Source organism: Daejeonella lutea (genome assembly GCF_900168015.1).
GTDB classification, from domain to species: Bacteria; Bacteroidota; Bacteroidia; order Sphingobacteriales; family Sphingobacteriaceae; genus Daejeonella; species Daejeonella lutea.
In genome coordinates this window covers 378876-401329 of sequence record NZ_FUYR01000002.1, presented here as the reverse complement: position 1 = coordinate 401329, position 22454 = coordinate 378876, and the positions used below count along the sequence as shown (strand labels likewise).

At 41.9% G+C, this 22454-nt stretch carries 22 protein-coding genes; 19 read left to right on the top strand and 3 right to left on the bottom strand.

Features of this window, described 5'->3' with window-relative positions; genetic code table 11:
* Window positions 1–23 precede the first annotated feature (23 nt).
* From B5X60_RS10775 to B5X60_RS10740, 8 genes are all read left to right on the top strand, one after another.
* On the top strand, window positions 24–686 hold the full coding sequence (locus B5X60_RS10775; protein WP_079702695.1) for a DedA family protein: 663 nt from the start codon (window positions 24–26) through the stop codon (window positions 684–686).
* Window positions 687–688: 2 nt separating this feature from the next.
* Window positions 689–1231, top strand: a complete 543-nt coding sequence (locus tag B5X60_RS10770; protein ID WP_079702694.1) for an inorganic diphosphatase — start codon at window positions 689–691, stop codon at window positions 1229–1231.
* Between the two features lie 6 nt (window positions 1232–1237).
* Complete coding sequence (locus B5X60_RS10765; protein WP_079702693.1) at window positions 1238–2557, top strand: hemolysin family protein; 1320 nt, start codon at window positions 1238–1240, stop codon at window positions 2555–2557.
* Between the two features lie 12 nt (window positions 2558–2569).
* Window positions 2570–3271: a 16S rRNA (uracil(1498)-N(3))-methyltransferase gene (locus B5X60_RS10760; protein WP_079702692.1), complete on the top strand. Its 702-nt coding sequence runs from the start codon at window positions 2570–2572 to the stop codon at window positions 3269–3271.
* Between the two features lie 8 nt (window positions 3272–3279).
* Window positions 3280–3939 carry a DUF4159 domain-containing protein gene (locus B5X60_RS10755; RefSeq protein WP_079703247.1) on the top strand — a complete coding sequence of 220 codons (660 nt, stop codon included), beginning with the start codon at window positions 3280–3282 and terminating at the stop codon, window positions 3937–3939.
* Window position 3940: 1 nt separating this feature from the next.
* The gene (locus tag B5X60_RS10750) at window positions 3941–4441 is read left to right on the top strand and encodes an acetyl-CoA carboxylase biotin carboxyl carrier protein subunit (RefSeq protein WP_079702691.1); all 501 of its coding nucleotides are present in this window, start codon (window positions 3941–3943) and stop codon (window positions 4439–4441) included.
* 123 nt (window positions 4442–4564) lie between these two features.
* The gene (locus B5X60_RS10745; protein WP_079702690.1) at window positions 4565–6304 is read left to right on the top strand and encodes a GMC family oxidoreductase; all 1740 of its coding nucleotides are present in this window, start codon (window positions 4565–4567) and stop codon (window positions 6302–6304) included.
* 4 nt (window positions 6305–6308) lie between these two features.
* Entirely contained in the window at window positions 6309–6992 is a 684-nt protein-coding gene (locus B5X60_RS10740; protein ID WP_079702689.1) for a gluconate 2-dehydrogenase subunit 3 family protein, read from the top strand.
* 64 nt (window positions 6993–7056) lie between these two features.
* Here the strand turns inward: B5X60_RS10740 and B5X60_RS10735 are convergent, their stop codons facing one another.
* Window positions 7057–8655: an SUMF1/EgtB/PvdO family nonheme iron enzyme gene (locus tag B5X60_RS10735; RefSeq protein WP_079702688.1), complete on the bottom strand. Its 1599-nt coding sequence runs from the start codon at window positions 8653–8655 to the stop codon at window positions 7057–7059.
* Between the two features lie 429 nt (window positions 8656–9084).
* On the opposite strand from B5X60_RS10735, the gene porV reads away from it, so the two are divergent.
* Both porV and ispF read left to right on the top strand, forming a co-directional pair.
* The gene (gene porV / locus B5X60_RS10730; RefSeq protein WP_079702687.1) at window positions 9085–10242 is read left to right on the top strand and encodes a type IX secretion system outer membrane channel protein PorV; all 1158 of its coding nucleotides are present in this window, start codon (window positions 9085–9087) and stop codon (window positions 10240–10242) included.
* Window positions 10242–10724 (top strand): 2-C-methyl-D-erythritol 2,4-cyclodiphosphate synthase, encoded by a 483-nt coding sequence (gene ispF / locus B5X60_RS10725; RefSeq protein WP_079702686.1) that lies wholly within the window; start codon window positions 10242–10244, stop codon window positions 10722–10724. Before porV ends, ispF begins: the two co-directional genes overlap by 1 nt.
* Here ispF and B5X60_RS18145 read toward each other — a convergent pair whose 3' ends face one another.
* Together B5X60_RS18145 and B5X60_RS18300 are read right to left on the bottom strand one after the other, a co-directional pair.
* Window positions 10725–10889 carry a FeoB-associated Cys-rich membrane protein gene (locus tag B5X60_RS18145; protein ID WP_139377453.1) on the bottom strand — a complete coding sequence of 55 codons (165 nt, stop codon included), beginning with the start codon at window positions 10887–10889 and terminating at the stop codon, window positions 10725–10727.
* A 30-nt stretch (window positions 10890–10919) separates the two neighbouring features.
* Complete coding sequence (locus B5X60_RS18300) at window positions 10920–11078, bottom strand: hypothetical protein (protein ID WP_170878422.1); 159 nt, start codon at window positions 11076–11078, stop codon at window positions 10920–10922.
* Window positions 11079–11134: 56 nt separating this feature from the next.
* Between B5X60_RS18300 and typA the strand changes: the two genes are divergently transcribed.
* The 9 genes from typA (at window position 11135) to B5X60_RS10680 (ending at window position 22351) form a co-directional block, all read left to right on the top strand.
* Window positions 11135–12946 carry a translational GTPase TypA gene (typA, locus tag B5X60_RS10720; protein WP_079702685.1) on the top strand — a complete coding sequence of 604 codons (1812 nt, stop codon included), beginning with the start codon at window positions 11135–11137 and terminating at the stop codon, window positions 12944–12946.
* Between the two features lie 158 nt (window positions 12947–13104).
* Window positions 13105–14427, top strand: coding sequence for a flippase (locus B5X60_RS10715; protein ID WP_079702684.1), 1323 nt, complete (start codon window positions 13105–13107; stop codon window positions 14425–14427).
* Window positions 14424–15068, top strand: coding sequence for a class I SAM-dependent methyltransferase (locus B5X60_RS10710; protein WP_079702683.1), 645 nt, complete (start codon window positions 14424–14426; stop codon window positions 15066–15068). Before B5X60_RS10715 ends, B5X60_RS10710 begins: the two co-directional genes overlap by 4 nt.
* Before the next feature lie 59 nt (window positions 15069–15127).
* The gene (locus B5X60_RS10705) at window positions 15128–15904 is read left to right on the top strand and encodes a class I SAM-dependent methyltransferase (protein WP_245803508.1); all 777 of its coding nucleotides are present in this window, start codon (window positions 15128–15130) and stop codon (window positions 15902–15904) included.
* A gap of 17 nt (window positions 15905–15921) precedes the next feature.
* Window positions 15922–18222: a DUF7133 domain-containing protein gene (locus tag B5X60_RS10700; RefSeq protein WP_079702682.1), complete on the top strand. Its 2301-nt coding sequence runs from the start codon at window positions 15922–15924 to the stop codon at window positions 18220–18222.
* Window positions 18223–18249: 27 nt separating this feature from the next.
* The gene (locus B5X60_RS10695) at window positions 18250–19101 is read left to right on the top strand and encodes an alpha/beta hydrolase (RefSeq protein WP_079702681.1); all 852 of its coding nucleotides are present in this window, start codon (window positions 18250–18252) and stop codon (window positions 19099–19101) included.
* A 73-nt stretch (window positions 19102–19174) separates the two neighbouring features.
* The gene (locus tag B5X60_RS10690; RefSeq protein ID WP_079702680.1) at window positions 19175–20071 is read left to right on the top strand and encodes a glycosyltransferase; all 897 of its coding nucleotides are present in this window, start codon (window positions 19175–19177) and stop codon (window positions 20069–20071) included.
* Between the two features lie 266 nt (window positions 20072–20337).
* The gene (locus B5X60_RS10685) at window positions 20338–21612 is read left to right on the top strand and encodes a glycosyltransferase (protein ID WP_079703245.1); all 1275 of its coding nucleotides are present in this window, start codon (window positions 20338–20340) and stop codon (window positions 21610–21612) included.
* Window positions 21599–22351, top strand: coding sequence for a glycosyltransferase family 2 protein (locus B5X60_RS10680; RefSeq protein ID WP_079702679.1), 753 nt, complete (start codon window positions 21599–21601; stop codon window positions 22349–22351). Before B5X60_RS10685 ends, B5X60_RS10680 begins: the two co-directional genes overlap by 14 nt.
* Window positions 22352–22454: the final 103 nt, after the last annotated feature.

Genomic DNA, 22454 nt, shown 5'->3' with positions numbered 1-22454 from the left:
GTAGCTTTACGCATATTGATTTTATGCAAGAGATTTGGGACTCCCTGCAACACCTTGTTGATCCGGTAAAACTGCTTCGGGAAGGAGGATTCTATCTTCTTCTATTTGTAGTTTTTGCGGAAACAGGATTGTTTTTTGGGTTTTTTCTGCCAGGTGATTATCTGCTTTTTTTAGCAGGTATGTTTGTGGCAACCAATAAACTGGACGTTTCAATATATGTGCTTATAGGCGGACTTATAGCCGCTGCAGTTGCCGGAAACTTTGTTGGATATTGGTTTGGAAAGAAAACGGGGCCAGTTCTGTATGAGCGAGACGACTCCATTTTTTTCAAGAAAAGATTTTTGCGGGCAGCCGAGAATTATTATAAAAAACAGGGTGCATTTGCTTTGATAATGGGCCGATTTATACCTATAGTACGAACTTTTGCTCCAATCATTGCCGGGATTGTAAGACTTGACTACAGGAGATTTGCATTTTATAACATTTCAGGTGCTTTCCTGTGGATTACATCCTTAACTTTGCTGGGGTTCTTTCTTGGCAGAAGATTTGAGAAGGAAATTGATGATTATCTCTTGTACATAATTGTTGGTTTTATCTTAATAACAACTATTCCTCTGATTGTTACTTATTTGAAGAGGAAGATCGGTGCAGACAGAGAAGATGCAGAGGAGCTAAATCCTGAATAAATATGATTAACGATAACCCCTGGCATACAGTTTCTCCCGGTGAAAATATCCCTGAGATCGTAAACGCGATCATCGAAATTCCAAAAGGTTCAAAAGCAAAATATGAAATTGATAAGGATTCTGGACTGATCAAGCTTGACCGAGTCTTGTTTTCGTCGGTAATGTATCCTGCAAATTATGGCTTTATACCGCAAACGTATTGCGATGACAAAGATCCCCTGGATATTTTAGTTTTATGTTCAGTTGATGTTTATCCATTGTCAATAGTCGAAGCAAAAGTCGTAGGTGTAATGCACATGGTTGATAATGGTGAGCAGGACGATAAGATTATAGCAGTCGCTAAAAACGATATGTCGGTTAACTACATTGAAGATTTGAAAGAATTACCCCCACATACAATGAATGAAATTGTAAGATTTTTCCAGGACTACAAAGCTCTAGAAATGAAGAATGTTACTATTGAACATCTCTTGGGAAAAAATTACGCATATAAAGTCATCAGAGAAAGTTTGGAGTTATATAAATCGACATTCATAAATAACTAAAAGAATATGGGTCTGGCGTTATTTTTCACTTTTTTTCTGGTTTTCTTAAATGGCTTTTTTGTTGCCGCGGAATTTGCGTTGGTAAAAGTTCGTGCTTCCCAAATTGAAATAAAAGCAAAATCGGGCAGCAGAGTTGCAAAAATCGCAAAACACATGACCCAGCACCTTGATGGGTATCTGGCAGCTACTCAGTTAGGTATTACCTTAGCATCCCTTGGGCTTGGTTGGGTAGGTGAGGAAGTTATGACTGATATTGTGACAAGATTTTTCCATCTTGTGAATATTGATACCAGCACGGCTGTTGCTACAAATATTGGACATGTCCTGGCCTTTGCGATAATCACAATACTTCATATTGTGTTTGGTGAATTGGCTCCGAAATCACTGGCCATCCAACGTCCGATTGGAACTACAATGGGCGTGGCTTTGCCTCTTCATTTTTTCTATCTCGTATTCAGGCCTTTCATTTGGCTTTTGAATGGCTTTGCTAATTTCATCTTAAGACTTTTAGGAATAAGTACTATCGGTGGTCATGAAGCTCATCACAGTTCTGAGGAGCTTCAGTATTTGCTTGATCAGGGCAAGGAAAGCGGTGCATTGGAGAACAACGAACACGAACTCATCAAGAACGTGTTTGATTTTAACGAGCGGGTTGTTAAGAATATCATGGTGCCCAGAACCAAAATTTCAGGCATCGAATTAAATACGCCACATCGCGAACTGCTTGATCTTATTATCCACGAAGGTTATTCACGAATCCCTGTTTACGACGAAACCATCGACAAAATCGTGGGTATCGTACATGCAAAAGATACTCTTCCCCTCTTGGCTGATAATAAGGAATGTGTATTGAAAGATATCATCCGTAAACCTTACTTTATCCCTGAAACTAAGAAAATCAATGACCTGTTGAGCGAATTACAGTTGAAGCGCATCCAGATAGCGATTGTTCTGGACGAGTTTGGCGGTACCGCCGGCATGGTTACCCTTGAGGATATCGTGGAAGAGCTTGTAGGTGAAATACAGGATGAATACGATGAGGAAAAGCCTATCGTAGATAAGGTGTCTTCAACAGAGTTTATTATTGATGCGACAGCTTCTATTTATGATGTTAACGAATACCTTCCGCATGATTTGCCTGAAGACGGTGACTACGATACTGTTGCAGGGCTTGTTAGTGAGATTTTTGGAAGAATACCAGAGGTGGGTGAAACCCGCGAGTATAACGGTTATAGCATTACAATTCTCAAGAAGGCAGATCAAAATGTAGAATCTGTTAAGCTTGAACTTGTCATCAATAACGATGACGCTGTTGACCTCCGATAATGAAAATGCTGGATGCATATTTTTTACACACCTGATATTCATTCAGACACTTACATTCTAAGTGAAGAGGAGAGTAAACATTGCATAAAAGTCTTACGCCTTCAAAAGGACAGTTTGGTACAACTGGTTGATGGCAAGGGTGGTTTTTACGAAGCAATAATTAGCGACCCGCACCCTAAGAGAACTTCCTTGAGCGTTATTAAAGTGCAGGAGGAATTTGGTAGGCGCAACCATCATCTGCATATAGCGATAGCTCCAACTAAAAATATTGAACGCGTAGAATGGTTTCTTGAAAAGGCAACTGAGATAGGGATTGATACAATCACACCTTTAATTTGTGAAAGGTCAGAACGTAAAGAATTGAAAACTGATCGTCTCAATAAGGTTATAACATCTGCCGTTAAGCAATCGATCAAAGCTTACCATCCAAAATTAAACGAGGTCGTACGATTTAAGGAGTTTATTGGATCGGTTTCAAGTACTCAAAAATTTATTGCTCATTGTATCGACGGCGAAAAATTTACGTTAAAAGATAAGATCGCGTTGAATTCTGATTATCTTGTAATGATCGGCCCCGAAGGAGATTTCAGTCCGTCAGAGGTATTGGAAGCCCTCGCAGTTAACTTCGTTCCAATTAGCCTGGGCAACTCCAGGTTAAGGACAGAAACCGCGGCTCTTGAGGCCTGTTTTGAGATCAACTATCTTAACAGATGAAAGCTTTAATGAAGATCAACCTTCTTGTTTTATTCGTCCTGTTTGCCGGGATTATTTCGTCTTATACGGCTCCGAGTTACAAAATTGCCAAAATGAAGTATAACGGCGGCGGAGATTGGTATGCAAACCGCACGGCACTACCTGAACTAATCAGCTTTTGCAATAAGAATTTAGGGACTAATTTTGATAAAGACGAAGCGGTTGTTGAGGCCGGAAGTGCTGAAATATTCAATTACCCGTTTGTGTATTTAACTGGCCATGGCAATATTGTTTTCAGCGATCAGGAAGCGGAAAACCTTCGTAAGTACCTAACCGGTGGAGGTTTTTTGCATATTGATGATAATTATGGACTGGATAAGTTTATCAGACCACAAATGAAACGGGTATTCCCCGACCTCGACTTTATCGAGCTGCCATCCAACCATAGTTTATATAATCAGAAGTTTAAATTTCCAGGAGGACTTCCGAAAATCCATGAACATGATGGGAAAAGGCCTCAGGGATTTGCATTGATATACAAGGGTAGAGTGGTTTGTTATTACACTTTTGAATGTGATCTTGGGAATGGTTGGGAAGTGGCAGGAACATATTCAAGCGATTCGGAGGATACGCGTCAAAGAGCCTTGAAAATGGGTGCTAATCTGGTTCAATACGCCCTTACGCAATAAGATGTTTAAGATAAAAGTTAACGAACAATTCGATTTTCAAGTAAGATCAGAGAAAGATCAGACTCTTGTTAACGATCAGCCCATGGATCTGGACATTTATTCCATTAGTAAATCAACGTTTCATATCCTCCATGAAAATCGTTCTTATAATGTAGAGCTTGTCACGTTGGACAAGAATCAAAAAACATGCTCCGTTAGGGTAAATAAGAACATTTATACGATGTCACTTACCGACCAATTTGATGAGTTACTTCATAAACTGGGAATGGATAACCTCAATTCTCTGAAAATCACCGAGCTTAAAGCCCCTATGCCAGGGCTTGTCCTCAAAGTACTTGTTAAGGAAGGTGAAGAAGTTTCTAAAGGGTCTAACCTATTGATCCTCGAAGCTATGAAAATGGAAAACATCATTAAAGCTCCTACAGATGGTGTTATAAAATCAATTAAAGTAAACCCGTCAGATAAAGTTGAAAAAAATCAGGTGATGATTGTTTTCAACTAATTCCCTCCGTTCTATTCTCATTCCAGACTGGTCCTTTCGCGAGATATAATTCTTTGCGTATCTAAATATTGCTTAATTTAATGAAAACTTTGGATCAGAAGTTTTTTAAAAACATGTTGGCTGATGGCTATAGAAATTAAAACCAAAGGAGAGTTATATGACGTTTGTATTGTAGGCTCTGGGGCCGGCGGAGGAATGGCGGCGAAAGTCTTAACGGAAGCAGGCTTAAAAGTGGCGCTGCTAGAGGCCGGACCCGATTACGATCCGGCAAATCCTGAGCAGCAGACACAACTGAAATGGTCTTATGAATCTCCCAGGCGTGGAGCTAATACAACCCGGCCTTTCGGCGATTTCGATGCCGCATATGGTGGCTGGGAAATAGAAGGCGAACCGTATACTAAAGCAAAAGGCACAGAGTTCGATTGGTTTCGATCGAGGATGCTTGGCGGCCGTACAAATCATTGGGGAAGAATTTCATTACGGTTTGGTCCTAACGATTTTAAAAGACATGATTTTGATGGTCTAAGTGATAATTGGCCAATTGGTTACGACGATGTAAAACCTTACTACGACCGGGTAGACAAAATGATCGGTGTTTTTGGCACTAAGGAGGGAATCTATAATGAGCCTGATGGCTACTTTCTTCCACCACCAAAACCACGGCTCCACGAGATGATGATAAAGAAAGCCGCTGGGAAAATCGGGATTCCCGTGATTCCATCAAGGCTGTCCATCTTAACAAGACCAGTAAATAAGGACAGGGGTTCATGTTTTTTTTGCGCCCAATGTAGCCGCGGTTGTACAGTACATGCTGATTTTTCATCATCGACCTGTCTGGTGAAGCCAGCTAGAAAAACAGGCAATGCTGATGTTTATGTTAATGCCATGGCACGTGAGGTATTAACTGATAAAGAAGGACGGGCGACAGGTGTCTCATATGTCGATAAAACCGATATGCAGGAGTACCAGGTGAACGCAAAAATTGTCGTCCTTGCTGCAAGTGCGTGCGAATCTGCACGGCTGCTTCTTAATTCCAAATCATCCGCTCATCCTAACGGATTGGCGAACTCAAGCGGCATGGTCGGCAAGTATCTTCATGATTCGACGGGAGCTTCCAGAGGAGCTTTTATTCCGCAGTTGATGGACCGAAAACGATACAACGAAGATGGTGTCGGTGGTCTGCATCTATATATTCCATGGTGGCTTGAAAATAAAAAACTGGATTTTGCGCGCGGTTACCATATTGAGTTTTGGGGTGGTATGAGTATGCCTTCGTATGGCTTTGGCTTCGGAATGGAAAAAACGAACGGTAAATATCCCACAGTTGAGGGCAAGATGAAGGATGCCGGGGGATATGGAGCTGCTTTAAAAAACGACTACCGACGCTATTATGGATCTACTGTAGGTTTTGCCGGCAGAGGCGAAAGCATACCCAGGGTTGAAAATTATTGTGAAATTGATCCCGGGGCCGTAGATAAATACGGCATACCGGTATTGAGGTTTAATTATAATTGGACAGACCAGGAAGTGAAGCAGGCTAAGCATATGCAGGATACCTTTGAAGAAATAATTCATTCAATGGGTGGTGTGGCTAGTGGCGATAAGCCGGGAGCGGATGAAAAATATGGGCTGTTGGCACCGGGACGAATCATCCACGAAGTGGGTACCACCCGGATGGGTAATAACAAAAACACGTCAGTTCTTAACAAATACAATCAGGCACACGATGTAAATAATCTTTTTGTTGTTGACGGCGGAGCTTTTGTGTCCCAGGCTGATAAAAATCCAACGTGGACCATTCTCGCTTTGGCTATGCGTGCGTCAGAATATATCGTTGATCAGTTAAAAAAGCAAAATATTTAATCACATGAACAGAAGAGATTCACTCAAAGCACTTGCCGTTGGAACGGTTAGCGTCGGTACCTTATTATCGTCATGCGATAAAAAGGAAGGAAAAGACTCTGTAGCTGCTGGCAAAAAAGGGGCTTATGGAAGGACCCCGGAAGAGCAGCTCAATGATGAAAAGTTGATGGCTGAAAAGTTCTTCACTGCAGCTGAATTTTCAACGATCACTATTTTGGCTGATATCATAATTCCCAAAGACGACACATCGGGAAGTGCCAGTGATGCCAAAGTCGCAGACTTCATTGAGTTTATTGTAAAGGATCAGCCGGACCTTCAGCTTCCATTGCGGGGAGGACTTAGATGGCTTGATGTTAAATCATTGAAATTATTCAAAAAAGCATTCTCTGATGCCACTGCCGAACAGCGAATCCAGCTTGTGGATCTAATCGCCTATCCTGAAAAAGCGCTTCCTGAAAATGCAGCGGGGGTAAGTTTTTTTGATACGATGCGCGGGCTCACGGCTACAGGGTTTTTTACGAGTAAGATCGGCATGGAGGACCTGGGCTACAAAGGAAATCAACCAAATGCCTGGGATGGAGTACCTGATGATGTCCTAAAACAATTCGGTCTTGAATACGATGCGAAAACCTTGGAGCAATGTTTAAAAGCAGAAGATAGGGGAAAAATAATGACATGGGATAGCTAACTCGGGACAACAAAAAAGGGGCAGATATAATTTATCTGCCCCCTTTTTTTATTAAAAAATTCGCTTATCTCGCTTTCTTAGGAGCCTTAGATTTAGGCTGATTAAATTGAGGTTTTCCTTTTGAAATTATTTCAGGTGCACCAACCAATGTCATGGCCGACCGAAAACCCATCTCAGCACTGGTTTCGTCTTGTTGCATAAATCTTCTGGTAGCAGGATTTAACCAGTAAGCTCTGTCATTCCATGATCCGCCTTTATAAACTCTTGAACGATCATTAACCAGCGTAGTGATTCCGTAAAGATTAGGATTCACAGAGTCAAGATGACCACGGAAATCCGGATTGTAAGGCTTTCCTGCAATTGAGGAAGTATCCTGAGCAGCTTGAGCGCTTTGCATCTCAGCCCATGTTTGCTTCTTTCCAGCTGGTGCAGGATCTTTAATTGGACGACCGTATTTATCCTTCGCATAAATACCTTTCGTCTTGTCGGCCAACCTCTTGTTTACAAATTCATTTCCCCTGAAAGGATTGAAATCTGCGAAATCCTCAAATGTTAGCTTACGATAAACATCGGCAGTCCATTCATTAACGTTTCCGGCCATATTATACAAACCGAAATCATTCGGAACATATGCTCTAACAGGTGCAGTAATATCGGCCTTGTCGTTAAGATATCCCCCAGTTCCCATATTATCCCCTTCACCTCTTTTAAAGTTGGCCAGGATCATTCCCTGAGTTTTCTTTCTCGGCGAACGCACACCAAGACCATTCCACGGATAGATCTTTCCGTCCGCAATATTCTCGTATTCAGTGTTTCCAGCTAATGCTAACGCAGCGTATTCCCACTCTGCCTCTGTTGGCAAACGATAAGGTTGTTTTAAAACCCCGTCTTCCAAGCGCACCGGGCGCGTAGGACCGCCTTTACCAGTTGTTGTAGCGCCATTCGCAGCGTTTGGATTAAGATCTTTTTCCATCTTTTTCCCATCGATTCCTTCTCCGCGATATTGGCCATTTAAGTAAATATCGGTGTTGAATGGATCGGTTGACGTTGAAACAGTTGTTGCGGTACCTGCTTTTCCTCCCCCAGCCAGAGTCTTGTAGTCAAGTAATCTGCCAGTACTACGTAAAATTTCTTCATTAACTCGGTCTGTACGCCACTCACAATAAGCATTAGCCTGTTCCCAGGTAACCCCCACTACCGGATAATCCTGAAAGGCCGGGTGACGCAGGTAGTTATTAACGTATGGCTCATTATAGGAAAGAGGTTGTCTCCAAACCAGCGTGTCCGGAAGGGCATTGTAATAATATTCAGCGTCGTTAGCGTAATTTCTTCTGATCCAGTATAGGTATTCCAGCCAATCTACATTTGAAACCTCGGTTTCATCCATATAGAACGATGCAACTGTAACCCTCCTGCGGACGTTGTCAAACTCATATCCTAAATCCTGATTTAAGCTTCCCCCCATAACAAACGTACCGCCCTCAATAGCGATAGTGCCAGGACCAGGGCCAGCTTTCACTTTATTATTTACCTGGAATCCACCGTTATACTTATCGTTATAGGCCATCCCTGTTTTTGAGGACGTGCCGCTCTTTTTATTACATGAGGATAATACGCCTGCCAGAAAAACCGCGGCGGTAAAAATTAAGGATATTCTTTTCATTACTAACAATGTAATTGGAGCATTAATTTTATAAAAATACGAAATTTGAATAATATCCCCAACGGATATTTATGGTCATTATTGTAGCTGCTAATGCAGATATTATGTTTAAACGAAAATTCTAATTTAAGGTTACAGGACTTATGTTGTCTAGACGCAAAATATCCCGACTTTTAAAGCTCCTGTTATTACCTATAATTTCATTTACGTATTCTAACGTAAGTTAAGTAAATAAATTGTAATTTATTAATATACAGTTGTTTAACATCAGTGAAATTTTGTTGAGAAGCACTATAAAAAAGTTCTTCTAACTATATTAATTTTGAAAAAGAAACGTTGTATATGAGCCTCAATTAAGCTATATGTTCAAAAATGTGTATATTTAATGCACGTCAGGATATTAATTGGGTTTCAGCTTGATATTTGGTAATGATTAACAAACTCTCACTTTGTTGCTGTTTAATTTTTGTTGTTGCCCGATCTGCTGACCGGGTTATGGCTCAAATTCCGCAAAGTGATGGCAAGAGAACAAACACCATCCAAACTGCTGCTCCATTTTTACTTATTGCCCCTGATGCGAGATCTGGTGCTATGGGTGACGTCGGCGCCGCAACATCTCCGGATGCAAATTCCAGCCATTGGAACCCAGCCAAGCTTGCATTTTTAGAGCAACCAACAGGCATTTCAGCGTCTTATACTCCCTGGTTGAGAAATCTGGTGCCCGATGTTGACCTTGGTTATTTGACGGTATTTCATCGCCTTGACGAACGGAACATTATTGGCGGTTCTCTTCGGTATTTTTCATACGGCTCCATTCAATTAACTGATGACAGCAAGAATGACATTGGAGTTTACAGTCCCAATGAGTTTTCCATTGACGGAACTTTTGCGCGGAAGTTCGGTGAGAATTTTTCGCTTGGAACAGGTATAAGATATATTCGTTCAAGTCTAAGTAATGGTCAGTTCAACGGGCAGGATATTCAGCCTGCAACAGCATTAGCCGCGGATGTTTCGGCTTACATGAAGAAAGGTACGCTAATGTTCGGAAAAGATACGGAGTTAGCCTTTGGGCTGAATATTTCAAATATTGGAACGAAAATGAACTATTCAGATGGAAGCTCAAAGTCTTTTCTGCCCACTAATATGAAATTGGGAGGCGCATCCACGTTTAATTTAGATGAACTTAATCAATTTACGGTAGCGCTCGACCTTAACAAACTTCTTGTTCCAACCAATCCCATCAGAGATTCTAATGGTAATATTGTCAGTGGTAAAGATCCTGACCGCTCCGTTCCAGCTGGCATCTTTGGTTCTTTCGGTGATGCACCAGGCGGATTTTCAGAAGAACTGAGCGAGGTAAGCTATTCACTTGGCACAGAATATTGGTATAATAAACAATTCGCCCTTCGTTCGGGATATTTTTATGAAACTCCAACCAAGGGTGACCGGAGATATTTCACAGTGGGAGCCGGACTTAAATACAATGTTTTTAACCTGGATTTCGCATATCTTCTTGCTAACCAGCAAAAAAGTCCTTTAGCGCAAACGCTGCGCTTCTCGCTGGTATTTAACTTTGCAAATAATTAATGAAGATTAGGGTAGGATTTGGGTTCGATGTTCATCAGCTGGCTGAAAAACATCCTTTTATAATGGGTGGAGTAAATCTCGAGCACCATTCAGGCGCCTTTGGCCATTCGGATGCCGACGTGTTAGTACACGCAATATGCGATGGATTATTGGGTGCTGCGAATCTTCGTGATATCGGTTTTCACTTTTCTAATACTGATGATCGGTGGAAGGGTATCAGCAGCCTTCTGATTTTAAAAGAATGTGTAAGTCTTTTGAAAGAAAAAGGTTGGGAAATTGGCAACATTGACGCCATGTTATGTCTTGAAGCACCTAAAATAAATCCTCATATTCCCCAGATGAAACTAAATATTGCCTGGGCAGCGGGTATTAGCGAAGATGACATTTCCATAAAGGCTACTACTAATGAGACTATGGGATTTATCGGCCGGCAAGAGGGTGTTGTTGCATACGCGGTATGCCTAATCGAGAAAGAAAAATAATCAGACTTTACTCTCCGGAATTTTAATATCAGAAAAATCTGCTGCACATTTACCGCAATTACTTGCACAGGCTTTCTTGCTTGTTAGGCTGCGGTACACCATTCGCCCCAGCCATAAAACCGCCAGAGCAAATAATACAAATACTAATATGGTTTGCACGTCCATAATACAAAATTAGGCAATAGCAGTTGGTTTTTAGTCTTTCCTCTGTAATTTTGTACGCTGGCATTGTGTATAAGAATTAGACTGTCGTTCTTCCTCAAAGCCTTGAAACTTTTTCAATTTCCCTATTTTATTATTCCCATCCTCCATTTCCCATTCTCCATTCTCAACTTTCCATTCTCCACTCTCCATTTCCCATTCTCCTTTATAAACAGTACCTTTGCAAAAAATTTTAGAACAAATTTTTAATGCAAAAAATAAGGAATATAGCGATCATCGCTCACGTTGACCACGGCAAGACTACTTTGGTTGATAAAATTTTACACCAAACTAATTTGTTTCGTGACAATCAGGAAACTGGTGATCTGATACTTGATAACAATGACCTTGAGCGTGAACGAGGAATAACGATCGTTTCTAAAAACGTTTCTGTTAGCTATAAAGGAGTAAAGATCAATATTATTGATACTCCTGGTCACGCGGATTTTGGAGGTGAAGTAGAACGTGTATTGAAGATGGCCGATGGTGTCGTTCTTCTGGTTGACGCATTTGAGGGTGCCATGCCTCAAACAAGATTTGTTACTCAAAAAGCACTCTCTCTTGGTTTAAAGCCAGTAGTTATCGTAAATAAAGTCGATAAGGAAAATTGCCGTCCGGAAGAAGTTTACGAGTCAGTATTTGAGTTGTTTTTCAATCTGGAGGCTACTGAAGATCAGTTAGACTTCCCAGTCTTATATGGCTCTTCCAAACAAGGCTGGATGAACACAGACTGGAAAGTGCAAACGGAAGACATCACTCCGCTTTTGGATACTATCCTTGAGCATATCCCACCTGCACCAAGTTTTGACGGTACATTACAGATGCAGATCACCTCGCTTGACTATTCATCGTTCGTAGGACGAATTGCTATTGGTCGTGTTGCCCGTGGTGTTATAAAGGAAAATCAACCGGTTTCTCTTGTTAAACGCGATGGAACTATTCAAAAATCAAGAATTAAAGAATTATACACGTTTGAGGGTCTTGGAAAAGTAAGAGTCCAGGAAGTTTCTTCAGGTGATATTTGTGCCGTAGTTGGTATCGATGGTTTTGATATTGGTGACACTATCGCTGATTTCGATAAGCCGGAGCAATTGGCTGTTATCAAAATTGATGAGCCGACAATGAACATGTTGTTCACGATAAACAACTCGCCGATGTTCGGTAAGGAGGGTAAGTTCGTAACATCTCAACGTCTTCGTGAGAGGCTTTACAAAGAGATGGAGAAGAATCTTGCGCTTAAAGTGGTAGAAACAGAATCACCTGACTCTTATTTGGTTTATGGCCGTGGTATTCTTCACTTGTCAGTACTGATCGAGACCATGCGTCGTGAGGGTTACGAGCTTCAGGTTGGCCAGCCGCAAGTAATCATCAAAGAAATTGATGGTGTTAAATGTGAGCCAATTGAGACTCTTATTGTAGATGTTCCTGCTGAAGTATCCGGAAAGGTTATTGAATTGGTAACTCAGCGTAAGGGTGATCTTTTAGTAATGGAACCTAAGGGCGATCTACAGCACCTTGAATTCGAAATCCCAGCAAGGGGAATTATTGGCCTGCGTAATAATGTTCTGACAGCCACTGCAGGAGAAGCTATAATGGCTCACCGCTTTAAAGCTTATGAGCCATGGAAGGGGAATATCCCGGGCCGTTTGAACGGAGTATTAGTTTCAATGGAAAAAGGTTCTACTACAGCATACTCAATCGACAAATTACAAGACCGCGGTCGTTTCTTTGTTGAGCCTGGTGTTGAAGTTTACGAAGGTCAGATCATGGGGGAGCACATCCGCGATAATGATCTTGTAGTTAACGTAGTCAAAGGCAAGGCATTAACAAATATGCGTGCATCCGGAACTGACGATAACACACGTATTGCAACCGCAATCAAATTTTCACTTGAAGAGGCTATGGAGTATATCCAGGCTGATGAATACATCGAGATCACACCTAAAAGCATGCGTCTGCGTAAGATTTACTTAAGTGAAAACGAGCGTAAGATCAATGCTAAGAAGTTTGTGAACCAGTAATTATTAAGTTGAGAGTTGAGAGTTGACAGTTGACAGCGAACTAAACGCTGTGCTAATTATCAATTATCAATTTTCAACTTTTCACTCGCCAACTTTCAACTTAATAAGGGTTCAGCAAAAAACTGAGCCCTTACTTTTTTTATATAAGTTTGTACTTGATGAGGATACCTGCCATTCCCGGTTTTGACCCCGAAGCTTTTCAAAAGTATTTTAAGAATACCGGATGGCTGATGTTTGGAAAGGTGCTAAGCTTAATTGTAGGGATCTTCATTGCAAAGTTCCTGGGTCCGCACGATTTTGGAGACCTAAGTGTAGCAACTGCCTTCGCTGCAATCATAGCCGCCGTGGGCACACTCGGTCTTGATAGCTTTGTGATACGCGAGGTTCTTGACGAGCCCGCCAAGCGCGACGAGATTTTAGGTACTGCTTTCTGGATGAGACTTGCGGTTAGTCTGGTTCTAGTGCCCGCGTCTGTTCTTATTTATATTTTCTCCAGAAGTATCGCCGAACAGCAAGGGACAGACCTAACGCTTATAATCACTTTTTGCGCCTCAGCTCTGCTGTTCAAATCATTCAACATAATTGATTCCTATTTTCAATCTCAGGTTCGTTCTAAGTTTGTCGTACAGGTTCAAAATGTCTGCCTGATTCTATCCTCAATAATCAAGATAACCTTCGTTTTATTAAAGCTTCCACTGGTTTATTTTGCATTTGCTTTAGTTATCGACGGCCTGATGCTGGCCATCGGACTTGTTATTATATATCATCGGGATAAGCTTCATATCCGTAACTGGACATTTAAAACACACCGCGCTAAATCACTCCTAAGTAAATCATGGCCCTTGATATTGTCGGCCGTGATGGTCACGCTGTACATGCAGATCGACATTTTGATGCTCAAACACTTTGCCGGGAGCACGGAAGCCGGAATCTATAGTTCAGCTGCCCGGATCAGTGAATCATGGTACTTTATTCCCGTAGCAATTGTCACTTCGGTGTTTCCAGCAATCATTCATGCACGAAAAACAGACCCGCCAAGATATCAGAAGCGTCTACAGAATTTATATGATCTCCTGATAATTATAAGTGTACCGGTTGCATTGGTGGTTAGTGTTGGTGCCGATACATTTATTCACCTGGTTTACGGGGATCAATTTCAGGGAGCAGGAATAATGCTTTCCATTCATATTTGGTCGGGAATATTTGTTTTCCTTGGCAGTGCCAGCGGACAATACCTTCTTGCGGAAGGCTATACTATGATCTCATTCTACCGCACAGCAGTTGGTGCAATCATAAACATACTTCTTAATCTTTGGCTAATACCTCTGTATGGCGGACTTGGGGCATCAATCGCAACCTTAATTGCATACTTTTCAGCCACATTCTTTATTCTTGTATTTGCAAGGACCAGACATCAGGGACTGAAAATGCTTAAATCACTTTTTTTAATTTCACTAATACAAAAAATTCCGAGACGTTGAAAAGAAAGGAATCAATCTTCAGCTTGTTAAGTCCGGCGAAAGTTAAAGCTTTACTATCATTTGGGGTCAAAGGCTATCTGGCAGAGATAGGATGGTTCAAAGCCTTGAGTACACATTCACCAATTGATGATAATGGTGAGCCAATTCCCTGGGTGACCTACTCATTTATTGATTTTATTTCACAGCGAATAAAGGATAGCCATACCGTTTTCGAATTTGGTTCAGGTAATTCAACGCTCTATTATGCAAAAAGGGCGAAGAAGGTCGTTTCGGTAGAACATGATAAAGCATGGTATGAAAAGATCGCTGGATCATCTCCCTCAAATGCAGAAATGATATTTTGTGACCTTCAGAGTAACGGTGATTATAGCAGGATGCCTTCGTCTTTACCCGGAAAATTTGATATTATTATTGTCGATGGTCGTGACAGGGTTAATTGCTGCTACAACTCATTGTCAGCGTTGAGTGAAACAGGTGTAGTTGTTTTGGATGATTCTGAAAGACTAAAATATAATGACGCCCGAGTATTTTTTGAAAAAGAAGGATTCAAAGAAATTTCTTTTTCAGGAATCTCCCCTGGCCTTTTTTATAGAAAATCTACTTCGGTATTTTACAAGGGCAATAATTGTTTGGGTATTTAGGTGATCAACCCGTGGAATGAAAGTAGTTACAATTCAATTTTTACCCCCTATTAATCGTAATGAATAAAGAAGAACTGGTGAGCTCTGGATTGAAGACCGCCTACGACGATTTTTATAAAGGTAAAGACGACGAATGGCGCATGCTTAGTGCAAAGTACAAGGCGCGAAATATAGTTCAGGTTTGTGGAAGTGGTCAGTTCAAAAAGATACTCGAAGTTGGTGCCGGAGATGGAAGTATTTTGAAATATCTGGACGAGTGGCAGTTTGCTCCTGAGCTTTACGCGTTGGAAATTTCCGAAAGCGGAGTTGAACAAATTGTACAAAGAAAACTGAATACTATAAAGTCGGTTCAGGTTTTCGATGGTTATCAGATTCCTTTTGCAGACAATGAATTTGACCTGGTAATTTTATCGCATGTTTTGGAGCACGTTGAATATGAAAGGATGTTGCTCCGTGAGATCAGGCGGGTATCAAAAAATGCAGTTATAGAAGTGCCGATTGATTACAGGTATGATGTCGACAAAAGGATGAAACATTTTCTGGCTTATGGTCACATCAATATGTACACACCAAGTTCGTTAAGATTTTTGGTCCAGACTGAGGGTTTTGAAATCCTGAGCGATAAGATTACCATAATTGAACCGGAGGTTACAAAATTCAATACTTTTGTTAATCAAAAGAAAAGCCGGAATTTCTTCAGCACGCTCAGGATCGACCTCGAATTCTGGGTTAAGGTGTTCTTAATAAAACTTGGCGGCAGAAAAAGGCACGAGAAATTTGCCAGTGCTTATACGATTTTACTGCACAAAACAAAAGAGTCGGAGATTTTAACCTGAGCAAACAAATAAACTTCATGAGAAGCAGAACGTATTTCCTGACCTTTCTAATAATAGGTTTATTCATTCTGATTGGAAGCGGAGCGTTCCGCCAAATTGAAGCAAGCTTTACCCTTGATTCGCTGCGCATTCGTCAGCAATACAATTCATCTCCGGTGTTGTCGGCCGAGGAATCCATAAAAACAATGGAGCTTGAAGATGGATTTGAAGTTAAAATCGTTGCGAAAGAACCCCTGGTTAATTCGCCTGTTGCCTTTGTTTTTGACAAAATTGGACGGATGTGGGTTGTTGAAATGGAAGGCTATATGCCCGACACCGTCGGAACTGACGAAGATAAGCCGAGGGGCCGTATAACAATTCTGAGCGATAAAAATGGTGATGGGATGATGGACGATCGCAAAGTATTCCTGGATTCCCTGCTTCTCCCTCGTGCCATTTGCCTTATTGGAAATGGAATTCTGGTTGCAGAATCACCGCGTTTATGGTTTTATGAAATCCGCGATGATAAGCCTGTCAAAAAAACTTTAGTGGATCCAACTTATGCTGAAGGCGGTAATGTGGAGCATCAACCTAATGGTCTTTTTCGAGCCCTGGATAATTGGATTTACAATGCAAAATCTGACCGTCGCTATCGTAAGCAAGGGGAAAAATGGTTAATTGAAAGAACTCATTTCCGTGGGCAGTGGGGCATCAGCCAGGATGATCAGGGGCGATTATTTTATAATAACAACTCTGAGAATTTACTTGGCGACCTCTTTAGTCCAGGCTTTGGTGCATCGAACGAGAATCAATTGTCCGTCGCAGGATTCAATAAAAAAATGGTCGGCAGCAATAAGGTTTATCCGGCTAGAGCTACAACGGGTGTAAACAGGGGTTATCAGCCAGGTGTACTTGATGATAGCCTTCGACTCGTGAATTTCACTGCGGCATGTGGGCCTGTTATATACAACGGTCACCTGTTTGGCAAGCAATATTATGGTAATGCATTTGTCGCAGAACCCTCAGCCAATTTGATCAAAAGAAACATTCTCGAAAATAACGGCTATTCAGTAACGGGCAGACAAGCCTATCCGAACAAAGAATTTTTGAGAAGCACTGACGAACGATTCCGGCCTACCAATCTGTATAATGGGGCGGATGGGGCATTGTACATTGTTGATATGTACAGAGGTATTATCCAGCACAAAACGTATTTAACCCCATATTTAAAGAACGAGATAAAAGAACGTTCACTTACCGAACCACTGTCATATGGGAGGATATACAAAGTTGTGCCGAAGAACAGAAAATCCCGGCCAGTTAAGTTTTCCGGCGATAAGATCAAGCTCATTAAGCTATTAGGAAATGAAAATGGATGGGTTCGGAGCATGGCTCAGCAGATCTTAATTGATGCCGGGGATAAGAACGTAGCGCCTCTTCTAAGGAAACTTTTAAAAACTTCAACTCAGCCCCTTGCATCAACTCACGCACTCTGGACATTGGAAGGCTTGAGCTTGCTAACCAAAGAAGACTTATGGCCCTTTCTCACAAGTCCGGACCCGAACCTGCGAATGCAGGCATTCGCCCTTTCCCGGTCAGTAATTAACAAGGAAAATTATACTGAGTTCGTCACATACTTCGAAAAATTGATAGCGGCAAAAGATCCACAGGCAGCCCCATACATTGCTTTTCTAAGCCCAGCTATCAAACCTTTTAGTTCTCTTGCTCAGAAATCGCTCCTATTGAACTTGGGCAAAACCTTCGGAACTGATCTATACGTTTCAGATGCGGTTATTAGTGGACTGAAAAACGAAGAAGCTTGGTATTACAAAGACTTCACTGCTTCAAACCCAGATACAGCTCTTACAATTAACCGGAGGCTAAGGAAGGTTTTGGCAGATGCAGACAAAGCCAAAAATAACAAGGTTGATCTTGCGGTGCAGTTTCCACGAGGTGCAACCATATTCAAATCTTTCTGCCAGACCTGCCATGGCCCTGATGGAAATGGTGTGGCTTCTCTGGCACCACCTCTTAACAATTCTGAGTGGGTAACGGGCGACAAGAATAAATTGAGTGCGATCGTTTTGTTTGGGTTAACAGGTCCTATCCAAATTGGGAACAAGCTTTACAAGGCACCGGAAATAAATGGAGAGATGCCGGGCATTGCAGCAAATAAAGAATTTTCCGATGCGGATATTTCACAACTTCTCAACTATATCAGGAATTCCTGGAACAACAAAGGGGATTTGATTCAAAGCGGGGATGTTTATGGAGTGCGAAACAAATTCAAAGGGCGTCAAAAACCTTTCACGATGGATGAATTGCTAAACATGAAATAGTCGCCTGATTTGATTAATATCTGTTAAATGAAAACCATCTTACTAAATATTATTTGCTGCGTCCTGACAATGAATACATTTGCTCAAAGTAAACAGATCATAAAGCTTTGGCCAGGCCCTGTACCCGGTCAAAGCCAAGCAAAGCATCCGGCTGAGCCAGCCGCAGACACCAGCAGAAACGTTAAACGGATTACGAACATTACTGACCCTCAGTTAACGGTTTATCGTCCGCAGGGAAAATCAAATGGAGCCGCCATTATTGTTTGTCCGGGCGGGGGGTACAAAATCCTCGCTTTCAACCTCGAAGGAGAGGAAGTTGGCGAACATTTCGCTGCCAAGGGCTTCACTGTTTTCTTATTGGAATACCGGGTACCTGATAACCGTGAAGGAGCCCTGCAGGATGGTCAGCGTGCCATTCGGCTTGTTCGTGACAGGGCAGACGAATGGAAACTGGATAAGAATAAAATCGGTATGCTGGGTTTTTCAGCAGGGGGGCACATGGCAGTCATGGCTGGTACAAGTTTTAACACGAGGACCTACGAGCCAATTGATAAAACGGATGATATATCCGCTCGTCCGGATTTTCTCGTACTGATTTACCCTGCATACACGGCAAACGGTCCGAATAAGCAAGAGCTTAATCCCCTGATCAAAGTGACAAGTGAGACACCGCCTGTTTTCATATTTTTCACCGCCGACGATCAGAATGATCTTCCTTTGCCTCTAGCAAATGCTTTACGGGTGCAAAAACTTCCGTTTGAATTTCATATTTACCCAAAAGGCGGACATGGTTATGGTTTACGACCTGGAAATAACGCTGCATTAGAATGGCCCCGCCTCGCGGAGAAGTGGCTATCGAATACTTTGGGGATGAACTAAACGTTTTCTGTCGTCATTGGCATTATTAAGGATCACACCTGAGGCCCAATTCATATAGAACTAAATCGCACCGATGCAAACCCTGGCTCCCATAGCTTTATTCGTTTATAACCGTCCTGAGCATACACGGCGTACCATCAAGTTTTTGAAGCAGAATTTACTTGCAGATGAGTCCCGGTTATTTATTTTTTCTGACGCAGCAAAAAATGACCTCCATAACGGCAAAGTTGCAGAGGTGAGGGATATCATCAGATCAGTTGAAGGTTTTAAATCAGTACAGGTAATAGAACGGAAAGCCAATTTAGGACTTGCTAATTCAATCATTGATGGCGTCACCATGCTCACGGAAAAATATGGTAAAGTCATAGTTTTCGAAGACGATCTGATTAGCTCAAAATTCGCCCTGCAGTATTTCAATGATGCATTACAACGTTACGAAAATCAGGATCGGGTTATGCATATTGGGGCGTACATGTATCCTCTAAAAAGTAATAACTTACCCCAGACCTTTTTTTATCGTGCGGCGTCAAGCTGGGGTTGGGCGACTTGGGGAAGGGCATGGAAATACTTCGAACCTGATATCGATAAGATCATCAGTAATTTTGACAGTCACAAGCGATACCAGTTCTCCATTGAAGGCACTATGAACTTCTGGAAACAGGTAAGGGAATTCAAAAGAGGGAAGAATAATTCCTGGGCCATCAGATGGTATGCATCCATATTTTTGAACGACGGACTAACTCTCAATCCCTCGGCTTCTCTAATCAACAATATTGGACATGATGGGACCGGAATTCATTCCGGGAAGAATAATATGTACGATGTTAAAATCAGTGAACGGAGGGTAACGGAGTTTCCGGACGTCATTGAAGAGAACAAGGAAGCATACCAGTCAATTAAGTATTTTCTGGCGAATCGGAAAGGGAGTTTTTTAGAACGTGTTGTCAGATTCATCAAAGAGATATTATAGATGGGATGCTATATCAAGCCAATACCTTTTTTTATGGATTTGATAAATTGCCACCGGCTTTAGCCGGTGGGCAAGATAACGGTGTCACTGGGCTTTAGCCCAAACGCTAATGGTTGGGCTGAAGCCCGTTCACTATGCAATCCAATACCTCCAGCTAAAGCTGGAGGCAATTGATGCGATGGCCCTTTATACTTTCTTGAAATAATACTTCTTGAAGGCACCAGGTGGCTAGCCTTAAGAGCATTTATTTTGTATTTTTGATATTCGTGAAGATACTTCATCTAAATACTTACACTGGAAACGGAGGAGCAGGAAAGGCATGCGACCGTCTGAGTAAAGCGCTTCAAAAGCATGGAATAGATTCACAGGTAGCCGTCAATTTTCTTTTTAAAGACAACCCTGAAGTTCACGATCTTTCAAGCGGCTTTTTTTCTAAATGGTTAACCGCAGCAGCGATTATTCTCGAACGCCTGGCCAATAAAATTTTTGTTAAGCCTCTGCCAATCCCTTTTTCAATACCCTTGTGGGGGAAGGACCTATCGCAACGGAAATTGTTGAAATCAGCCGATATTATTCACATACATTGGGTGAATCACGCATTTCTGCGCCCGGAAGACATTGCGAAGCTTTCCAGTTTAAACAAGCCCCTGGTGTGGACTTTTCACGACAGCAATGCGTTTACCGGAGGTTGCCATGTTCGGTACACGTGTGATCACTACATGAATGAATGTGGCAATTGTCCGGTGCTTAGACGATCGCATCCCCAGGACTTGTCTCATCGAATCTGGATGAGAAAAAACAAATCTTATCAAGGAATAGAGTTGACCATCATCGCGCCAAGTGCATGGATGGCCGAGTCTGTACTGAAGAGTAAGCTGTTAAATTCTAAGTCAATTATAACTATACCAAACACACTTAATATGGAGATTTTCAAGCCGCATACACAAGCTGAGTCCCGCAAAAACCTCGGGCTTTCGTCGGATAAGTTCATTATCATGAGCGGTTTTATGCCATCCCGCAAGGATATGCATAAGGGAACCTCATATCTTGTTGAGGCATTGGAAATTTTTGCCCGGGATCAACAAGTAGATAAAGATAAAATTGAACTAGTCATCTTCGGAAATAGAGACACCAGCAATGTACCTGCATTTCCCGTCAGAACCACATTTCTGGGTACCATTGCATCTGAGGAAAAGCTCTCGATGTGCTATAGTGCTGCCGATGTATTTATGGCACCTTCGCTTGAAGACAATCTTCCATATACTGTTATGGAAAGCCTCGCATGCGGTACGCCTGTGGTCGCATTTACTACGGGCGGAATTCCAGATATGGTTGAGCATAAATCAAATGGCTACCTGGCTGAGTATCGTTCATCAAGCGACCTTGCCGCCGGGATAAGCTGGGTATTTAGTCATGCCGACAGGCTAATGCTTCGATCAAACGCGCGAAACCACATTATGGATAATTTCTCTGAACAGGAGATCGCACAACGACATGTGAAAATGTACAATTCTTTATTAAGTGGCCATGTTTCAGCCTAGATTAAGCGTCATAACAATAGTTTACAATAATGTGCATGATATTGAGCGCACGGTGCTTTCAGTACTTGGACAGACCTATTCAAACATTGAATATATAGTGATTGATGGTGCCTCTACGGATGGCACTTTGGAAGTTTTAAAGAAATACGAGTCGCGCATTAGTAAGTTAGTTTCAGAAAAAGACAAGGGCATTTACGATGCGATGAACAAAGGCCTCGCCCTGGCCGAGGGTGACTACGTCCTGTTCATGAATTCGGGAGATGAGATATATGCTGCAGACACCGTTGAAAAAATATTTGCTTCCGAACCGGACGGAGATATCTACTACGGCGAGACCGAGATGTACGATGAAAATTGGAAGAGCCTCGGACAAAGACGGCATAAAGCTCCTGAGAACTTCACCTGGAGAGACTTTAAATTTGGAATGAGTATCAGTCACCAGGCTATCTACATCCGCAGGTCTCTAACAGAACCATATGATCTCGATTATAAGCTAAGTTCAGATATTGACTGGATTTTAAAAGCTGCGAAGCGTTCGAAAAAGATAGTCAACACCAGAATGTATGTCGCGAAGTATCTTGTTGGAGGAATGTCCAAAAAGCGGCATCGCCAAAGCCTGATCGAGCGCTTCCATATTTTTTCAAAACACTACGGCCTTATCCCAAATCTGTTCAATCATGGGATCATTGCTGCGAAATTAGCTGCGTATTATGTAAAGCATAAGAGGACGAACGATTGAGGTCCTTTTGCTTCTGTTTTGAGATGCTCTCTCGGTGTGTACGCTAGCGCTCCCCTTTTTTCAACCTGCCTGCGGTAGGCAGGGGGAAGCTGTCCGCCCAGGG

Bases quoted from the DNA above. Each gene is read 5' to 3' on its own strand.
- B5X60_RS10775 (WP_079702695.1), top strand. From the start codon at position 24: ATGCAAGAGATTTGGGACTCCCTGCAACACCTTGTTGATCCGGTAAAA.
- B5X60_RS10770 (WP_079702694.1), top strand. From the start codon at position 689: ATGATTAACGATAACCCCTGGCATACAGTTTCTCCCGGTGAAAATATC.
- B5X60_RS10765 (WP_079702693.1), top strand. From the start codon at position 1,238: ATGGGTCTGGCGTTATTTTTCACTTTTTTTCTGGTTTTCTTAAATGGC.
- B5X60_RS10760 (WP_079702692.1), top strand. From the start codon at position 2,570: ATGCATATTTTTTACACACCTGATATTCATTCAGACACTTACATTCTA.
- B5X60_RS10755 (WP_079703247.1), top strand. From the start codon at position 3,280: ATGAAGATCAACCTTCTTGTTTTATTCGTCCTGTTTGCCGGGATTATT.
- B5X60_RS10750 (WP_079702691.1), top strand. From the start codon at position 3,941: ATGTTTAAGATAAAAGTTAACGAACAATTCGATTTTCAAGTAAGATCA.
- B5X60_RS10745 (WP_079702690.1), top strand. From the start codon at position 4,565: ATGGCTATAGAAATTAAAACCAAAGGAGAGTTATATGACGTTTGTATT.
- B5X60_RS10740 (WP_079702689.1), top strand. From the start codon at position 6,309: ATGAACAGAAGAGATTCACTCAAAGCACTTGCCGTTGGAACGGTTAGC.
- B5X60_RS10735 (WP_079702688.1), bottom strand. From the start codon at position 8,655: ATGAAAAGAATATCCTTAATTTTTACCGCCGCGGTTTTTCTGGCAGGC.
- porV (WP_079702687.1), top strand. From the start codon at position 9,085: ATGATTAACAAACTCTCACTTTGTTGCTGTTTAATTTTTGTTGTTGCC.
- ispF (WP_079702686.1), top strand. From the start codon at position 10,242: ATGAAGATTAGGGTAGGATTTGGGTTCGATGTTCATCAGCTGGCTGAA.
- B5X60_RS18145 (WP_139377453.1), bottom strand. From the start codon at position 10,889: ATGGACGTGCAAACCATATTAGTATTTGTATTATTTGCTCTGGCGGTT.
- B5X60_RS18300 (WP_170878422.1), bottom strand. From the start codon at position 11,078: ATGGAGAGTGGAGAATGGAAAGTTGAGAATGGAGAATGGGAAATGGAG.
- typA (WP_079702685.1), top strand. From the start codon at position 11,135: ATGCAAAAAATAAGGAATATAGCGATCATCGCTCACGTTGACCACGGC.
- B5X60_RS10715 (WP_079702684.1), top strand. From the start codon at position 13,105: ATGAGGATACCTGCCATTCCCGGTTTTGACCCCGAAGCTTTTCAAAAG.
- B5X60_RS10705 (WP_245803508.1), top strand. From the start codon at position 15,128: ATGAATAAAGAAGAACTGGTGAGCTCTGGATTGAAGACCGCCTACGAC.
- B5X60_RS10700 (WP_079702682.1), top strand. From the start codon at position 15,922: ATGAGAAGCAGAACGTATTTCCTGACCTTTCTAATAATAGGTTTATTC.
- B5X60_RS10695 (WP_079702681.1), top strand. From the start codon at position 18,250: ATGAAAACCATCTTACTAAATATTATTTGCTGCGTCCTGACAATGAAT.
- B5X60_RS10690 (WP_079702680.1), top strand. From the start codon at position 19,175: ATGCAAACCCTGGCTCCCATAGCTTTATTCGTTTATAACCGTCCTGAG.
- B5X60_RS10680 (WP_079702679.1), top strand. From the start codon at position 21,599: ATGTTTCAGCCTAGATTAAGCGTCATAACAATAGTTTACAATAATGTG.